At 49.4% G+C, this 16,982-nt stretch carries 14 protein-coding genes; 7 read left to right on the forward strand and 7 right to left on the reverse strand.

Translation table 11 applies throughout. The annotated features are described in order from the left end of the window. Window position 1: 1 nt before the first annotated feature. Complete coding sequence (apbC, locus tag A5320_RS07850; RefSeq protein WP_068063289.1) at window positions 2-1,084, reverse strand: iron-sulfur cluster carrier protein ApbC; 1,083 nt, start codon at window positions 1,082-1,084, stop codon at window positions 2-4. Window positions 1,085-1,256: 172 nt separating this feature from the next. Here apbC and metG point away from each other — a divergent pair, with 172 nt between their 5' ends. From metG to A5320_RS07870, 4 genes are all read left to right on the forward strand, one after another. Continuing rightward, window positions 1,257-3,335 (forward strand): methionine--tRNA ligase, encoded by a 2,079-nt coding sequence (metG, locus tag A5320_RS07855; RefSeq protein WP_068063291.1) that lies wholly within the window; start codon window positions 1,257-1,259, stop codon window positions 3,333-3,335. 138 nt (window positions 3,336-3,473) lie between these two features. Further along, complete coding sequence (locus A5320_RS07860; protein WP_082971628.1) at window positions 3,474-4,943, forward strand: MFS transporter; 1,470 nt, start codon at window positions 3,474-3,476, stop codon at window positions 4,941-4,943. Window positions 4,944-5,001: 58 nt separating this feature from the next. Continuing rightward, window positions 5,002-5,373 carry an MbcA/ParS/Xre antitoxin family protein gene (locus tag A5320_RS07865; RefSeq protein WP_068063292.1) on the forward strand — a complete coding sequence of 124 codons (372 nt, stop codon included), beginning with the start codon at window positions 5,002-5,004 and terminating at the stop codon, window positions 5,371-5,373. Then, the gene (locus A5320_RS07870) at window positions 5,370-6,125 is read left to right on the forward strand and encodes an RES family NAD+ phosphorylase (RefSeq protein ID WP_068063294.1); all 756 of its coding nucleotides are present in this window, start codon (window positions 5,370-5,372) and stop codon (window positions 6,123-6,125) included. Before A5320_RS07865 ends, A5320_RS07870 begins: the two co-directional genes overlap by 4 nt. Window positions 6,126-6,134: 9 nt before the next feature. Here the strand turns inward: A5320_RS07870 and A5320_RS07875 are convergent, their stop codons facing one another. Next, window positions 6,135-7,172, reverse strand: coding sequence for an NAD(P)H-quinone oxidoreductase (locus tag A5320_RS07875; RefSeq protein ID WP_082971629.1), 1,038 nt, complete (start codon window positions 7,170-7,172; stop codon window positions 6,135-6,137). 203 nt (window positions 7,173-7,375) lie between these two features. Here A5320_RS07875 and A5320_RS07880 point away from each other — a divergent pair, with 203 nt between their 5' ends. Both A5320_RS07880 and A5320_RS07885 read left to right on the forward strand, forming a co-directional pair. Further along, complete coding sequence (locus tag A5320_RS07880) at window positions 7,376-8,566, forward strand: class I SAM-dependent rRNA methyltransferase (protein WP_068063296.1); 1,191 nt, start codon at window positions 7,376-7,378, stop codon at window positions 8,564-8,566. A 194-nt stretch (window positions 8,567-8,760) separates the two neighbouring features. Beyond that, the gene (locus tag A5320_RS07885) at window positions 8,761-9,330 is read left to right on the forward strand and encodes a YceI family protein (protein ID WP_068063298.1); all 570 of its coding nucleotides are present in this window, start codon (window positions 8,761-8,763) and stop codon (window positions 9,328-9,330) included. Window positions 9,331-9,429: 99 nt separating this feature from the next. Here the strand turns inward: A5320_RS07885 and A5320_RS07890 are convergent, their stop codons facing one another. From A5320_RS07890 to A5320_RS07895, 3 genes are all read right to left on the reverse strand, one after another. Further along, window positions 9,430-10,794 (reverse strand): YjiH family protein, encoded by a 1,365-nt coding sequence (locus tag A5320_RS07890; RefSeq protein WP_068063300.1) that lies wholly within the window; start codon window positions 10,792-10,794, stop codon window positions 9,430-9,432. Window positions 10,795-10,886: 92 nt separating this feature from the next. Beyond that, on the reverse strand, window positions 10,887-11,024 hold the full coding sequence (locus A5320_RS21930) for a hypothetical protein (protein WP_157605735.1): 138 nt from the start codon (window positions 11,022-11,024) through the stop codon (window positions 10,887-10,889). A 6-nt stretch (window positions 11,025-11,030) separates the two neighbouring features. Next, a complete protein-coding gene (locus tag A5320_RS07895) occupies window positions 11,031-11,234 on the reverse strand; it encodes a hypothetical protein (protein WP_157605737.1) in 204 nt (67 codons plus the stop codon). A gap of 559 nt (window positions 11,235-11,793) precedes the next feature. Between A5320_RS07895 and A5320_RS07905 the strand changes: the two genes are divergently transcribed. Further along, the gene (locus A5320_RS07905; RefSeq protein ID WP_082971630.1) at window positions 11,794-12,405 is read left to right on the forward strand and encodes a ferritin-like domain-containing protein; all 612 of its coding nucleotides are present in this window, start codon (window positions 11,794-11,796) and stop codon (window positions 12,403-12,405) included. Between the two features lie 227 nt (window positions 12,406-12,632). Here A5320_RS07905 and A5320_RS07910 read toward each other — a convergent pair whose 3' ends face one another. After that, window positions 12,633-12,932 carry a PilZ domain-containing protein gene (locus A5320_RS07910; RefSeq protein ID WP_068064733.1) on the reverse strand — a complete coding sequence of 100 codons (300 nt, stop codon included), beginning with the start codon at window positions 12,930-12,932 and terminating at the stop codon, window positions 12,633-12,635. A gap of 137 nt (window positions 12,933-13,069) precedes the next feature. Continuing rightward, window positions 13,070-16,951: an ATP-dependent RNA helicase HrpA gene (hrpA, locus tag A5320_RS07915; RefSeq protein ID WP_231916677.1), complete on the reverse strand. Its 3,882-nt coding sequence runs from the start codon at window positions 16,949-16,951 to the stop codon at window positions 13,070-13,072. Window positions 16,952-16,982: the final 31 nt, after the last annotated feature.

Consider the following 16,982-nt stretch of genomic DNA (forward strand, 5'->3'; position numbering starts at 1 on the left):
GTTAATCGTCCGTCATGATAATTTGGGGTTGTTGTTCACTGATTTTTTTACCGCGCCAGTATAATGCGAAGATCACTTGTCTGGCTATTTTCCGATAAATATCAGTACATTGTTCATTTTCGTCTAAAGCAATAGGACGGCCGTTGTCACTGTGTTCACGAATGGCTTTCAGCAAGGGTAACTGCCCCAGCACCGGTACCTGATAGCGTTGCGCCAGTTCAACACCACCATTGCTGCCAAAAATATCATCGATGTGGCCACAGCTGCTGCACTGGTAATAACTCATGTTTTCAACCAGGCCGAGCAATGGAATATTCACCTGATTAAACATACTGATGCCTTTTTTGGCATCAGCCAGTGCCACATCCTGCGGTGTTGTGACCACAATGGCACCAGCGACAGGTAACTTTTGTGCCAGCGTCAGCTGAATATCACCGGTACCAGGCGGCATGTCGACCACCAGATAATCGAGCTCCGGCCATTGGGTTTCATTAATCAGTTGTAATAACGCCTGACTAGCCATCGGACCGCGCCAGACCGAGGCCGCCTCCGGATCAACTAAAAATCCAATCGACTGCATAAAAATGCCATATTTATGCTGCGGTAATAAATGTTTGTCATCGGGCGAAGTGGCTTTAGCGCCATAAAGTCCGAGCATGGTCGGAATCGAGGGGCCATAAATATCGGCATCAAGTAAACCGGTTCTGGCGCCTTCTTGCGCCAGACTGACCGCCAGGTTGACCGCCGTGGTCGATTTACCAACCCCGCCTTTGCCAGAAGCAATCAGAATAATTTGTTTGATGTTGCCGATGGTCGCCGGCAGTTGATTCAGTGAACTCAGTTCAAGTTGGCCGTGAAAACCGACTTCTTTTAATTGCTGCAGTAATAAGGGGGCTATTGATTGGGCAGCAAACGGCAGTTGCAGTTTTAAGATATCGCCTGCTGTTTTTTGCTCCAGTTTCAGGTCCAGCAACAACTCACCCAGTGCAACCGGCAGTTCATCGGTCTGAAAATTCTGGATCACTGCTAGCTGTGCGTCGGTGATCGTTGCGGTTTTTGTTTTATTTTTCCACCAACCAAACATCTGTTTAACTCCGCAGGGTCAAAAATCAGGGACTCATAATTCAGGTGCTTACACTGCAAAACACAACAGAGAAAAACACCATCAGCACCTTCTGTGGGGTGCGCTTTAACGGCCGTTATTGTATCATGTTGTTATCTCTTTTCAGTTATTTATGCATGCAGAGCCATTTTTGATGACCCAACGTAAAATTTTGATCACCAGCGCCCTTCCTTATGCCAACGGTCCTATCCATTTAGGCCATTTACTGGAATATATTCAGACCGACATCTGGTCACGTTTTCAGAAAAGTCGCGGTCATCAGTGTTATTACGTTTGTGCTGATGACGCGCATGGCACGCCAATTATGCTCAAAGCGCAGCAGCTCGGTTTAACGCCAGAGCAAATGATTGCCCAAACATCCGTTGAACATCAGGCTGATTTTAAAGAATTTCTGATTGCCTTTGATAATTACCACAGCACGCACAGCGATGAAAACCGCGCTTTTGCCAGCGAGATTTATCAAAAACTCGATGCCGGTGGTTATATCAAACGTAAAACCATCAGCCAGCTGTTTGACCCGGAAAAACAAATGTTCCTGCCGGACCGCTTTGTCAAAGGCGATTGCCCGAAATGTGGTGCTGTGGATCAAAACGGTGACAGCTGTGATTCTTGCGGCGCCACTTACAGCCCGACTGAACTGAAAAACCCACGCTCTGTGGTGTCTGGCGCCACACCGGTTTTGAAAGATTCCGAACATTATTTCTTTGATTTACCAGCCTTTGAGCAAATGTTGCAGGACTGGACCCGTGGCGGTTCACTGCAAAGCGAAATGGCGAACAAACTGCAGGAATGGTTTAAAGAAGGTTTGCAGCAGTGGGATATCAGCCGCGATGCGCCATATTTCGGTTTTGAAATTCCAGGCGCGCCGGGTAAATTTTTCTACGTTTGGCTCGATGCGCCTATTGGCTATCTGGCGAGCTTTAAAAACCTCTGTGATAAAACCGGGATCAACTTCGACGACTTCTGGAAACTCGATTCTGACGCCGAGGTGTATCACTTTATCGGTAAAGACATTATCTATTTCCACAGCTTGTTCTGGCCTGCGATGCTGGACGGTGCCGGTTATCGCAAACCAAGCAGCGTATTTGCCCATGGTTTTGTCACGGTCAATGGCGCGAAAATGTCGAAATCCCGCGGCACTTTTATCAAGGCACGCACTTATTTGGATAACTTAAATCCGGAGTATCTGCGTTATTACTTCGCCTCGAAATTAACCTCAGGCATTGTTGATCTCGATTTAAACCTCGACGACTTTTCACAAAAAGTGAATGCCGATTTAGTCGGTAAAGTGGTCAATATCGCCAGTCGTTGCGCCAGCTTTATCAGCAAAAAATTCGACAGCACTTTATCTGCGGATATTGCAGAGCCTGAACTGTTGGCCGAATTTGTAGCGCAAGGTGAAAACATCGCAGCTTCGTTTGAACAACGGGAATTTGCCCGCGCTATTCGCGACATTATGGCGCTGGCCGACAAAGCTAACCAATATATCGACGCCAAAGCGCCGTGGGTGCTGGCCAAAGATGAAACCAAACAAGTTGAAACCCATCAGGTGTGTTCGATGGGTATTCATCTGTTCCGCGTACTGATGCATTATTTAAAACCAGTGTTACCAGCGATGGCGACCGAAGTTGAAGCCTTTTTAAACAGTGAATTACGCTGGGACAATTACCAAACAGTGCTGACTGCGCATCGCATCAACGTCTTTAAACCATTGATGCAGCGGGTTGACCCGGTCAAAGTGCAGGCGATGGTCGATGCCTCGAAAGATAACCTGCAGGCCAGTGCTGAGCCGGTGAAAGTGGCCGCTAAGACGGCAGCGAAAACAGACAGCAAATCTGCGGTCGTGGCCACAGACAGCACGGCAACTGGCTTTGAACCACTGGCACCAACCATCAATTTTGATGATTTCGCTAAACTCGACTTACGGGTGGCGCGGATTGTCAGCGCTGAGCACGTTGAAGGTGCCGATAAGCTGGTGAAACTGCAGCTTGACCTGGGTTTTGAAACCCGCCAGGTATTTGCCGGGATTAAATCTGCTTATGAACCTGCCGATTTAGTCGGCCGTTTAACGGTCATGGTCGCCAATCTGGCGCCACGCAAAATGCGCTTTGGTATGTCCGAAGGCATGGTGATGGCTGCAGGCCCTGGTGGCGCAGATATATTCCTGCTGACGCCGGATGATGGCGCAACACCTGGCATGCAGGTGAAGTAAGCCGGAGCCACAAATCAGGGCGCTTACCCATAAGCGTCCTATTTTTAGCCGTTATTATTGATTTTATTGCTTTAAACTCAGTTCCTTAAATATTGTTTTGATAGAATAACAAGTTCCCGACAGGCTTAAGGACAGCAGATGTCTGCCACTATCCGCTCATTTTCTTCATTGTATTTAGCCACCTTACTAATGGTATTGGCGGCAGGTTTACTCACCACTTATCTGGGCTTGCGCCTGGCCGCTATTGACGTGTCCAAAATCTGGATTGGCGGCATGATGTCAGCCTATTATCTGGGTTTGGTGGCGGGTTCAAAAATTGGCCACAAGCTCATAGCGCGGGTTGGCCACATCCGGGCTTTTGTCGCGACCGCTGGTATTGTCACGGCGTCTGCGCTGGGTCATGCCCTGATTGACGATCTCAACGTCTGGCTGGTGCTGCGGCTGATGGTGGGTATTTGTATGATGTGCCAATACATGGTGCTGGAAAGCTGGCTGAATGAACAAGCCGACAGCAAAAACCGCGGCACGGTGTTTGCCAGTTATATGATAGTTTCTTACCTCGGTTTAGTGCTTGGCCAGGGGGCGATGAGTTTAAACCCGGAACTGACGATTAAACCGCTGATTTTAGTCGCGATGTGTTTTGCACTTTGTATAGTTCCGCTGGCGTTGACCCGCCGAATTCACCCGCATCCGATGCGCCCGGCGCCGCTGAAAATTAAAGTGTTCTGGCAAAAAGTACCACAATCACTCACCACCATCGCACTGGCTGGCATGATTGTCGGTTCGTTTTATGGTCTGGCACCGGCTTTTGCCGCCAGTCAGGGCATGAATACTGAACAAGTTGCTGCATATATGGCGGTCACTGTCGTGGCAGGTTTATTGGCGCAGTGGCCGATGGGGAAATTATCCGACCGGGTGCGCCGTTCGAGGCTTATTCGCACCAATACTGTATTGTTGGGCTTATTAGTCTTAGCAATGGCAATTTTGCCATTGTCCGGGCCTTTGCAGCTGGTGTTTACTTTTTGCTTTGGCATCCTGGCTTTTACCTTGTATCCACTGGCGACCGCTATGGCCAATCAACATATTGAACAAGATGAACGGGTTGCCCTGTCGGCTACCATTCTGTTGACCTTTGGTTTAGGCGCTAGTACCGGGCCTTTGATTGCTTCTGCATTTATGCAATTTGGTGGCAGCCGGATGCTGTATGCCTTTATGGCGTTGGTGGCGGCGTTGTTGTTTGTGCGACTGACCCAAGTGAACTATCAGCAAAAACAACAGGACAAAGCGCAGCCGAAAGACTATGTGATGGCTTCGGGCGATTTAGTGTCATCGCCGCTGGCGGCAGCTTTGGATCCGAGGGTTGATTTAGCAACGGCACAACAACAACTGATGGCAGAGCCGGCAGACGCCATAACCGAGCCAGGACAAGGTATGCAGCATGAAATGCAGTTTGAGTCGGAGCCTGCAGCAGATGTTATTGGAACCAATTCTTCAATCGCAGATCAGCCTGATTCAAATCATCCGGTCGCTGATGCTGCCGAAGTTGCAGCGACAGCGAAAACTACCACTGTGGCCGATCAGGTAAAACAAGACAGGCCTTCCGCCTAATCTTGTGCATACTGCACATATGCTGCATAATTTGTGCAAATGCATCAGGAGGTCCGTTATGTCAGCCATTGCACTCGCCAAACCTACTGCCGATTTAGTGCTCGCCAAAGCGGTGCTGAATGCCAGTCAGCAACTGGGCTTAACCCAGACCGAACTGGCGGCAGTGCTGGGTGTTCACCGCACCGCTATCAGCCGGTTAAAACAACAATTATCGCTTGCCCCAACCTCTAAACAAGGTGAACTGGCGCTGCTGCTGGTTCGTCTGGCCAGGGCTTTGTATGCCGTCACCGGCGGTGACGAAAGCTGGATCCGCCACTTTATGCATAGCCCAAATCAAATCACCGGCGATATTCCGGCCAAACAAATTCAGTCCATTTCCGGTTTAATGACCGTTGTACAGTTTCTGGATGCGATCCGGGGCAAAGTGTGAGCCTGTGGCAACAATGCCAGGGCGAACAGCAAATCAAACCGGTGCAGGGCGTACTGTTACGATTGGTTGAAAGTCAGGAACAAATTGCCACTTTAGGGTATGTCGATACCCTGGAAGAACAGGCGTTGCTGGAAACATTACTGGACGATACCAAGCCTAATTATCCGGCGCACTGCCAACATTTGCATTATTTACTCAAAACGCCGTTTCGCTACCCACCACTAAAATGGGGTTCGCGTTTTGGCCAGGTGCATGAACCTGGCATTTTTTATGGTGGCGGTTCGCTGGATGTCACACTGGCCGAAGCTGCATATTATAGATTGGTGTTTTGGGATTCGATGACCGGCATTGCGCCCAAAGCGCAAATTCAAACCGCGCATAGCCTGTTTTCGGTAGCTTACCAAACTCAACAGGGCATTCAGTTACAACATGCCCCTTTTGACCAGGTTGTCGCTATTATTACCGACCGCAGTCACTATCAGGCAACGCAGCAACTTGGCAAAGCGATGCGCAGTAGCGGTATCGAAGCTTTTGAATATCCATCAGCCCGCGATCCGGCCACCGGTTTATGTATTGGTTTATTCAGCGCTAAGGCATTAGCCAGCACGCAACCGGCAGATTTATCCGCCTGGTGGTGTGAAGTCAGCCAGCAAGGTGTCAGTTTTAAAGCGGCCAATCAAAGTCATATTTATCACTTTGCCCGCAGTTTATTCACGGAGCAGGATCAGCTGCCATTGCCAGCAACAGCATGATAGGCCTGGTTAGCGCCCAGTCTGGATAGTTAACACCAACTTGCCAGTGACCGCGTTTCTGGCCATCAATCGATGTGCATCGGCGGCGTCTTGCCAGTCAAACACCTGCGCCAATACCGGTTTGATCAGCCCTTGCGCCAGTGCCTGCCCAAACTGGCTGATAAAATCACGGCATAACTGGGCTTTGTATTCATCCGAGCGATTACGCAAAGTCGAACAAATCAACTGGCCGCGTTTTTTAAACATCAGTGCCAAATCCAACGGCGGCACCGTGCGCCCGCCCATCATCGCCAGCACCACAATCCGACCATCCAGCGCCAGCAACTGTAAATCTTTGGTGATATAGTCAGCTGCCACCGGATCAACGATGACGTTAAACCCTTGTGGCCGAAATTTTTGTAATTCGCTGACAAAATCCTGCGTTTTATAATTGATGCAAATATCCGCACCTAGAGCCAAACAATCCTGCGCTTTCGCATCAGTGCCAACAGTAACCGCCACCACAGCACCAAGCTGTTTTGCCAGCTGAATACCAGCGGTACCAACCCCGCTGGCGCCGGCGTGCAAAAGTACCGCGCCACCAGGCTGTAAACCACCAATTTGCAGCATCGCCTGAAAAGCGGTCAGAAATACTTCGGCGGTTGCAGCTGCTTCAACATCACCTTGCACTTCGCTTTGAAATAACAAATGGTCCTGATGCAGCACGGCATATTCGGCATAACCGCCACCAGGCACCAGACCAAACACTTTTTTGCCAACGAAGCTGCTGTCGGCATCGCTGCCAACAGCAACGATGGTGCCAGCGACTTCCAACCCAAGGATCGGGCTTTCGCCTGGCGGTGGCGGATACACACCAGCGCGCTGCGCTAAATCGGCGCGATTCACACCAGCAGCAGCCACTTTCACCAACACTTGTTGTGCCGACGGTGTTGGTAGAGGGATCTCTACGAAGTGAAGCTCGCTGTTTGGGCCTGGATTGATGACATCAATCGCCCGCATCAGTGTTGGCAGCTTTGGATTTAGTGAGTGCTCAGTGGCTTGGCTCATCGGAATTTCCTGAAATCTAAAAAACTCACCTTAACGCATCGACCCCCTTGGCGACAATGCACTCCTGGTTTCGAAAATCGCGGGAAAACACCGATGACCTCGTAGTCGTAAACAAACACCACGCCAAATCATAACTTTTGCTTTAGCTTTGACGCTTCACACACTAAAATGCCGCTCTTTTCCGCCAACACAGAAGCAATGCCATGACCTCCAGTATTATTTTACAAGCCGACCGCGATAAATCTTTAAAACGCCGCCATCCATGGGTGTTTTCCCAGGCTGTAAAACAGGTGCATGGCACTCCAAACGCTGGCGATACGGTAGACATCGTCACTGAAAAAGGCGAATTTGTTGCCCGTGGTGCATATTCACCCAATTCACAAATTCGCGCCCGCGTCTGGACCTTTGATCAAAACGAAGTCATCGATGCCGATTTTTTCCAACGTCGTATTCAACAAGCCTGGGCCGTGCGTCAGCAATTGTTCGACCTAGACCAAACAAATGGTATCCGGGTGGTTGCTGCTGAATCCGATGGTTTGCCGGGTGTCACCATCGATTTGTACGCCGATGTACTGGTGTGTCAGTTACTGAGTGCCGGTGCCGAGCGTCAGCGCAAGCACATTGTTAATGCGCTGAAACAAACATTTGCCGGTTACAGTATTTATGAACGTTCAGATGCCGATGTTCGCAAAAAAGAAGGTTTAGAGCCAAAAACCGGTTGGTTGCACTTGCCGCGTGAGTCTGGCGAAGTGGTGATTAAAGAAAACGGCCTGAATATTCTGGTTGATGTAATTAACGGCCACAAAACCGGTTTTTATCTGGATCAACGGGACAGCCGCGCCGCGGCAGGCCGTTACGCCAAAGGCAAAAATGTGCTGAACTGTTTCAGCTACACCGGCACTTTCGCTCTGTCGGCGCTGCAAGGCGGTGCGAATCACGTGACCAACGCTGATTTATCTGATTTGGCGCTGGAAACAGCGACTCGCAATGTCCAACTGAATCAGCTGCCTTTGTCAAAACTGACCAACACCAAGGCCGATGTGTTTAAACTGCTGCGTCAGTATAAAGATCAGGGTTTACAGTTTGATATGGTCATTCTGGATCCACCAAAATTTGCTGAAAACAAAAGTCAGTTAGTCGGCGCCTGCCGTGGTTATAAAGACATTAACCGTCTGGCAATGTTGCTGGTTAAACCAGGTGGATTGCTGCTGACATTCTCTTGCTCGGGTTTGATTGAAGAAAGTCTGTTCCACAAAGTGGTGGCGGATGCAGCACTGGATGCCAATCGGGGTTGTTTGTTTATCGAACGCTTAAGTCAGGCTACGGACCATCCAATCGCCAGTTTTTATCCTGAAGGTCATTACCTGAAAGGCTTGGTTTGCTTGATCCAATAATAGAACTTACAGCGCCATCAGCACTTCGGCTGATGGCGCTGTAATCTCCAACGGCTAAATCCTGCCCTTTTAGTCGCTTTAATCCCACCATTTAACACAAAGCCTGTACTAAAGTTCCGATTTTCACTGGTTGCTGTCATCACGCTTGGTTATGATAGGGTTTTGCTTTTCCCGAACTTTCAACAGGAGTTGATATGCGTTTATTACTTGCCGCCGTTGCCCTTTCTACTACTTTTGCCAGCCAGGCTGCCTGGCAGCTTGATCCGGTGCAATCTCAATTACGTTTTGTGTCAGTGAAAAACGGTGTGGTGGCTGAGGTGCATAAATTTAGCCAGCTGTCCGGGAGCTGGGCCGATGATGGCAAAGTTTCAGTGCAAATTCCGGTGGCAACAATCGACACATTGATCCCAATTCGCAACGAGCGGATGCTGGAACATGTGCTGAAAGCTAAATCCTTCCCGAATATCAGTGCTACTGCGACTATTGATCCAAAGCTGCTGTCTGATTTAATGGTTGGCGCCAGTATGCAGCACAGCACCGAGTTAAGCCTGACGCTGCTTGATCAAACTCAGACCTTACCGGTACAGCTGACCTTGACTAAACTCGCCGATGGCAAAGTTCAGGCGGCCACCACTGCGCCGGTGTTAGTTAACAGCGCTTCGTTTAAATTGGAAACCGGTGTTCGCAAGCTGCAGGAAATCGCCAAGCTGAACGACATTAGCCTGCTGGTACCTGTAACTTTTAATGTGGAATTTAAGCGTTAAGCACCATTTTAAATGCCAATAAAAAAGGGACAGCAACTGGCTGTCCCTTTTTATTTCTGTTGTCCGTTTTATGCTAAAACACACAGTTAAAACACTCTATTAGAACAACAGATGCGCCACACCCGCAATCACCGGCAAAGTGATTAATGTCCGCAATAAAAAAATCAGCAGTAAATCAAGCAGCGTCACCGGAATTTTGCTGCCAAGTAACAAGGCGCCAACTTCCGACATATAAATCAATTGAGTCACCGATAAAGCGGCGATCACAAAGCGGGTCATTTCATTCGGCACGGTCGAAATCAAAATCGACGGCACAAACATATCGGCAAAACCTACCATCACCGCTTTGGAGGCATCAACAGCAAATGGGATTTGCAGCAGTTCCAGTAGTGGTACAAAGGGTGCGCCTAACCAGGTAAACACCGGAGTATATTCCGCTACCATTAAGGCGCAGGTGCCTACCGCCATAATCACTGGTAATACGCCAAACAGCATATCCAATACAGTTTCAACGCCTTCTTGCGCAGTTTTAACTGGTCCTGGAGCCATACTTGCCCGATGCAGACCGTGCGAAAAAGCGCGTTTCCAGATGGAGCGCTGACTAAAATGCCCACCTTCAGCAGCCATTTGGTCGACACCGGTTAAATAGGTATCCGGTTTACGGCGCAGCGGCGGCAAATATGGCAGCACAATGGCCGCCACTAAACCGGCCAGGCAAATAGTACCGTAGAACTGCACAAACATATGTTCAAGTTTCACCTGCCCCAGCACCACCAGACAGAACGTCACCGAGACCGCTGAGAAAGTGGTGCCAATCACCGCAGCTTCCCGTGCGGTATAAAAACCTGCTTCATACTGTTTGCTGGTTAATAAAATACCGACACTGCCATCGCCGAGCCAAGACGCGATACAGTCGACCGCCGAACGACCCGGCAGCCGAAACACTGGTCGCATAATTTTGGTCATCAAAGTGCCGACCATTTCCAGCAGACCAAAATTGAGCAGCAATGGCAAAAACAGACCGGCAAAGATAAAAACACAGAGCAACACCGGCAATAAATCGTTAAATACTAAGGCGCCAGTGGCTGAGCTGCGGATAAACTCCGGGCCGACACCTGCATACACCAAACTGATAAACACCGCTCCGACCAAACGCACCCAAACCCAAACCCACGTCGGATTAAACAGCTTCTGCCATAAGGCCTGATGTTGCAAAAACTTCGGTTGCAGAACTTTGGTCAACAAAGTGAGCAGAGCTGACAGCCCAACAATCAAAGTTAGTATCAGCGGCATCAGCGTGCCCAGGCTTTGCTTCAGGATATTCGCCAACATGGCCACTGGGATGGTCAGGCCTTTTTCAGTGGCGATAGGTGTCATAAACAAAAACAAACCAAGCATCGATGGGATAAGCAAAATCAGCAGATTACGCCAGCTGAAATAAGTTACGACTGAAGATGAAGACATAGCGATTGCAGGTTTGAAAAATGAAGTTGCAGCAAGGGTAATGACTTTGACGCAGAAAGTCATCTGTTTGACGGGTGATGTCGTGCAACTGGTCAAAAAGTAACTGCCAGAACTTTACCATTGAGGTCATTTTGCGGAATTACCAGACGCAAAGGCAGCTCGATGAAATCCTGGTCTGCTATTGCACCCAAATGACCGGACATCATGATGAGCGCGTCGTGGCTGTTCATGCGGCGTCAGTCTCTTGACGGCGGCGGCCGGAGCGGACAAGTAAGTGATTTTTGCTTGCATGCCTCGCAAGGCGTAAAACCAATCAACTTTTTCAGATTGGTGATGCCACCGCAACTGCGTTTGAAGTGACGTCCACTTCGCAGAAAGCTAAAAGACATGGCCAGCATCACCAGCATTAACACGATGAAGCTAGCAATAAATTCAAACATCAGCACCACCGCCCCGCCTTACCAGGCTGTTCTGTTGCTGCACATATCTTAGCCAAGGAGAGACAAGATTCGAGAATCATCAACAACCACAAGCAGTTGCAGATTTCTTATTTGCCTCGTTACAACAACGCATCGCATGCTCTGCTCTGGCTTTCGCGTCTTCCGGTTTGCCATCTTGATGACAAGCTGCCGCTTTGCTATGGAGCTCTGCACAAGCCCTGTGTTCATCGGCGGCTGCTTTATGAGCGTTGCAGGCGACAGTGTTTGTATTTGACATAAGGTTGACCTCAATAAAAGGTGGAAGGATGAACATTTGCGAATAAACACCAAACAAACTGTGATGAGTCAATACGCGCCTATGAGCATGCCCTGCCCTGAGGCTGCTGTCTGCGTGGTACCGAACATCGAGGCCTGTTTATAGTCATCATCCTTGAAGATGCGGTAGTGTCGATGCTAGGTAATAGCTGAAAGTTAAATAGCTATTTGTACTGTGGCGCACAAACTTGCGAAGGCGGAAGACTTAAGCTGGCAGGACCAAATAACGCACATGAGGTGAGCGATGAAACCGACAAAGCTAAACGAGACTAAATTGCAAGAAACCAAATTAAAAGAAACTAAAACAAAAGAGACGACCAAACCACCAGCAGTTCTTTCTGACATAAAAGCGCGGCGCGCGCTGGCGCGAAAGCACATCGAAGAAGGCGCTGTGACTGCTGGTTATGCCGCCGAACGTGAAACCGTTATTCAGCTGCTCAACGAAGCACTTGCAACTGAACTTGTTTGTGTACTTCGCTATAAACGACATTACTTTATGGCAACTGGTATTCACGCCACATCTGTTGCGGCTGAATTCCTGGAGCACGCCAATCAGGAAATGCAGCATGCCGACAGTCTGGCAAAACGTATTGTTGAACTGCGTGGCGAGCCAAATTTTAATCCCGCAGGTTTAGCTGAACGTAGCCATGCCGAATATATCGAAGGCAGTTCTCTTAAAGATATGATCAAAGAAAATTTGATTGCAGAGCGGGTCGCCATCGAAAGTTATCGAGAAATGATTGCTTATCTGCTGGATAAAGATCCGACGACACAACGGTTGCTCAAAGAAATTCTGGCAAAAGAAGAAGAGCATGCAGACGAGTTATCATCCTTGCTCGTTGGGATGAAGGACTAAGCTACTAAAACTGAAGTTGCCGACCTGGCGCCGCCGCGCTTTTTCGGCGCTGCTGTGCAGCATTGCACAAAGTGCAAATGGGCTTGTTCGACTGTGAACTGTGTAGCATGTGGCTATTATCACGAGGCAGCTGCTGCCTGGACTCACTGCGCTCCATACATCATCATTCCGCGCACTGCTATGGTTACAGTTAAGCCCTTGTTTCTGGGAACACCTTGCGGTATCCACTAATTTAATTCAATAAACAACAGCCCTAGCAAATAGATATCTTCACTTTCAGCACTACAACGCACCACTTTGGCATGCGCATCGAGCGGTACCAGACTGGTATTGGTCGATTCCAGCCGCACATGCAGCATCAGGCCCATTTCCAGTGGTTCGTCCATTTCCACCGACATCCCGGTGGCACTGAGATCACGGCAAATACCGCTGAGTACCCTGCCAGATTCCGGATCGTTGACGATCATCTGCACATCACAATTGACCATCATCCGGAAGTAATTTCGTTTATCGTTACGAGTCAGCATGACATCCTCTGTTGCGTTGGCCAGATACAGCGCATAAATCATCCGATTGTTATAATTCTTTCAGCGCCCGCTGTAAAGGTGCGAAAGCCGCAGCGTTATTTTCGCAACGGCGGTTTCAGCAAATTTTAACCGAGAAGTTATTTATATTCCTGCACCGCCAATAACACCCGCTTTGACGAAATCGGATAAGGCGTACCAAGCTGCTGCGCAAACAACGACACTTTTAATTCTTCCAGCATCCAGCGGATAGCATCCACTTCTGGCGGTAGCACTTTGCCGGAAAACTTACCGAGTAACGCCTGATAAGCGTCAGCCGCTTTCTGATACTCGTGCATCATTAACCGATCGCGCTGCGGATCCACCGGCAATTTTTCCAGCCGTTTTTGCAATGCCTGTAAATACCGTTTCACATCATCCAGTTTCGCGGCACCGTGCGCGGTGACAAAGCCTTTAAACAGCAAAGTATCGAGCTGTTGTTTGATATCCGCATTGGCATAGGCCAAAGCTAAATCGAGCCTGCCGCGTAGTTTTTTCGAGATATCGTGGCCAATGGTCAGAATTTGCTCCACTTTGAGTGCAATGCTCACCACCTTATCACCAATCTCGGCCCGCACTTTGTCACGCAGTTGCAAAAATTGCGTGTCACTTTCCGGCCACTCTGCTTCGCTGACCAAACTATCGATACCGGCGGCGATGCAATCGTCAATCAGCTCCAATACTTTGCCAAAGGGGTTAAAATACAGACCCAGCTTGGCTTTATTCGGCAACGATTCTTGCAGATATTTCACCGGCGAAGGAATATTTAGCAGCAACAAACGGCGAAGCCCAAGCAAGGACAGCGCCCTGGCTTGCTCCGGGTTATCCAGCAATTTAATCGACACACTGTGTTTATCATCAATCAGCGCCGGGAAGGCCTTGATTTCATAACCGCTTTGAATTTTGATGTATTCGCGCGGTAATTCGCCAAAACTCCATTCGGTCAGTTTTTGCTGCTCAATGCCCTGCTCGGCTACCTGACTCAGCGTTTGCTGCACCTTGCCCTGCAATTCTTGTTTGAGCAGATCAAGCGAACGCCCTTGTTTTAGGGTATGGCCCTGGTCATCCACCACTTTAAAATTGAACTTCAGATGGGCATCGAGTACCGATAATTCCCAACTGCCTTCCGGAATGGTCACACCGCTCATCCGTTTTAAGCGTTGGCTGACCACATCCAATAAAGGCCCGTCTTCCGGCTTAATGCTTTGCAGTAATGCATCGGCGTAGTTCGGAGCCGGCACAAAATTACGCCGTAGCACTTTTGGCAACGATTTAATCAGCGCCACCAGCAACTCATGACGAAGCCCTGGGATTAACCAGTCAAAACCCTGATTTTGCAGTTGATTGAGGAGTGTTAACGGGATAATCAAACTGACGCCATCATCCGGCGCACCGGGCGAAAAATGGTATTCCAGTGGCAAAGTCAGATTGCCCTGACGCCATAATTCCGGGTAACTGTCGGCCGTCACCGCATCCGCGCCATGTTTTTTCAAGCTATCCGGGTCAAAATTCAGGAACTTCGGATCTTTTTTCTGCTGTTCACGCCACCATTTGCCAAAATCGACGCGGTTGTTCGCAAACTGCGGAATTTTCTCGGCATAAAAACCAGCCAAAGTTTCTTCGTCGACCAGAATATCGCGCCGGCGGGATTTATCTTCCAACTCAGTGACCGCTTCAATCAGTCGTTGGTTGTGCTGTAAAAAGGCCTCGTTGTTGCCAAGGTCCTGATTCACCAGGGCTTCACGGATAAACAACTGGTGACAAAGCGCCGGGTCAATTTTGCTGTATAGCACCGCGCGTTTGGCGACAATCACCAAGCCATATAAAGTCACTTGTTCGTAGGCGATCACCGCACCGCGTTTTTTCTCCCAGTGCGGTTCACTAAAACTGCGATTGACCAGATGCTGCGCCAACGGCTCAATCCATTCCGGCTCAATTTTAGCGATAGTGCGCGCATACAAGCGGCTGGTTTCCACCAGCTCTGCGCTCATCACCCATTTGGGTTTGCGCTTAAATAAGCCGCTGCCTGGGAACACAAAAAACCGGCTTTGCCGCGGTCCCATATAATCGGCTTCAGAATCGCGGGTGCCGATTTGGCCCAATAACCCGGTCAGAATACTGCTGTGAATGCTGTGATAATCGCCTGCCTGCTCATTGATCGTAAATTGCAGTTCCTGCGCCACCTGCGACAACTGGCCAAATAAATCTTGCCACTCACGCACCCGCAGGTAATTCAGCAATTCAACTTTACACATGCGGCGGAACTGGTTGTTGGTTAAAGCTTCTTGCTGTTGTTGCAGGTAATCCCACAGTTTTAGCATGGTGATAAAATCTGAATCCGGATCAGTAAAACGACCATGCAGTTCATCGGCTTTTTGTTGTTTATCCAGTGGCCGCTCGCGTGGATCCTGGATCGACAACGCCGCCGTCACCACCAGCACTTCACGCAAACAGTTTTGCCCGGCGGCGGCAAGGATCATCCGCGCTAATTTAGGATCCACCGGTAAACGACTGAGTTGTTTCCCCAACGGTGCCAGCTGCAGGCCCTCGCCACGCTCGGTTTTCAGCGCACCCAGCTCTTCGAGTAACTTCACGCCATCGTTGATAAAACGGCTATCCGGTTTTTGCAAAAACGGGAATTGCTGAATATCACCTAAACCCAGCGACAACATCTGCAAAATAACTGAGGCTAAGTTAGTGCGCAGAATTTCCGGATCCGTAAATTCCGGCCGACCGAGAAAATCTTCTTCGCTATATAAGCGAATACAAATACCGGCCGCCACCCGGCCACAACGGCCTTTGCGCTGATTGGCACTGGCCTGGCTGACCGCTTCAATTGGCAGTTGCTGCACTTTCGAGCGATAGCTGTAGCGCGACAACCGCGCGGTGCCTGGGTCAATCACGTAACGAATGCCCGGCACTGTCAGTGAAGTTTCGGCCACGTTGGTGGCGAGCACAATCCGCCGCCCGACATGATTCTTAAAAATGCGGTTTTGCTCCGCCGCGCTGAGTCTGGCGTATAGCGGCAGAATTTCAGTATGCGGCAGTTTTTGTTTTTCCAGCGCATCCGCAGTGTCACGAATTTCGCGCTCGCCGTTGAGGAAAATCAGAATATCGCCCGGAGGTTCACGGTATAACTCGTTCACTGCATCAAAAATTGCCTGCAGCTGATCGGCATCTTTATCTTCGTTTTCTGTTGCAGGCCGGTAACGCACTTCCACCGGATAAGTACGGCCGGACACTTCAATCACCGGCGCGTCGTTAAAATGTTTCGAAAAGCGCTGTGGATCAATGGTGGCCGAAGTAATAATGATTTTTAAATCAGGACGTTTGGGTAACAGCTGCTTAAAATAACCGAGTAAAAAATCAATATTCAGACTGCGCTCGTGCGCTTCATCGATGATGATGGTGTCGTATTGATTTAAGAAACGGTCCTGCTGAATTTCCGCCAGCAAAATACCGTCGGTCATCAATTTGATGTGGGACAGTGGCGTGCTGTGATCGCCAAAACGAATTTTAAAACCCACCTGCTGGCCGAGCTGACATTGCAGTTCATCGGCCAGACGTTGCGCCACACTGCGTGCAGCCAGACGCCGTGGCTGAGTATGACCAATAAAACCTTTGATGCCGCGACCCAGTTCCAGACAAATTTTCGGCAGCTGCGTCGTCTTACCAGAACCGGTTTCACCGGCGACAATCACCACCTGATGCGCGGCAATGGCTGCTTTGATGTCTTCCCTTTTGCCAACCACCGGTAACTCGGGCGGATAGGTAATACGAGGTAAGGTTTGTTGGCGCTGAAGTCTGAGGGTTTTGGATTTATCGATGTCGGCCTGAATTTTTTCAAGTGTGGCTTGCTGTTTGACAGCGTCCAGTTTATTCACCCCGTGCAGCCGTTTTTTCAGGCCAAACAGGTCTTTATTCATACAATTGGATAATTCGCCAAACAATTGCTCACGCAACGCAGCAACACTTTCAATCACAGATAGTCCAGCAGTCATAGATGGTACAGCA

It is taken from the genome of Rheinheimera sp. SA_1, from assembly GCF_001669775.1.
Lineage (GTDB): Bacteria > Pseudomonadota > Gammaproteobacteria > Enterobacterales > Alteromonadaceae > Pararheinheimera.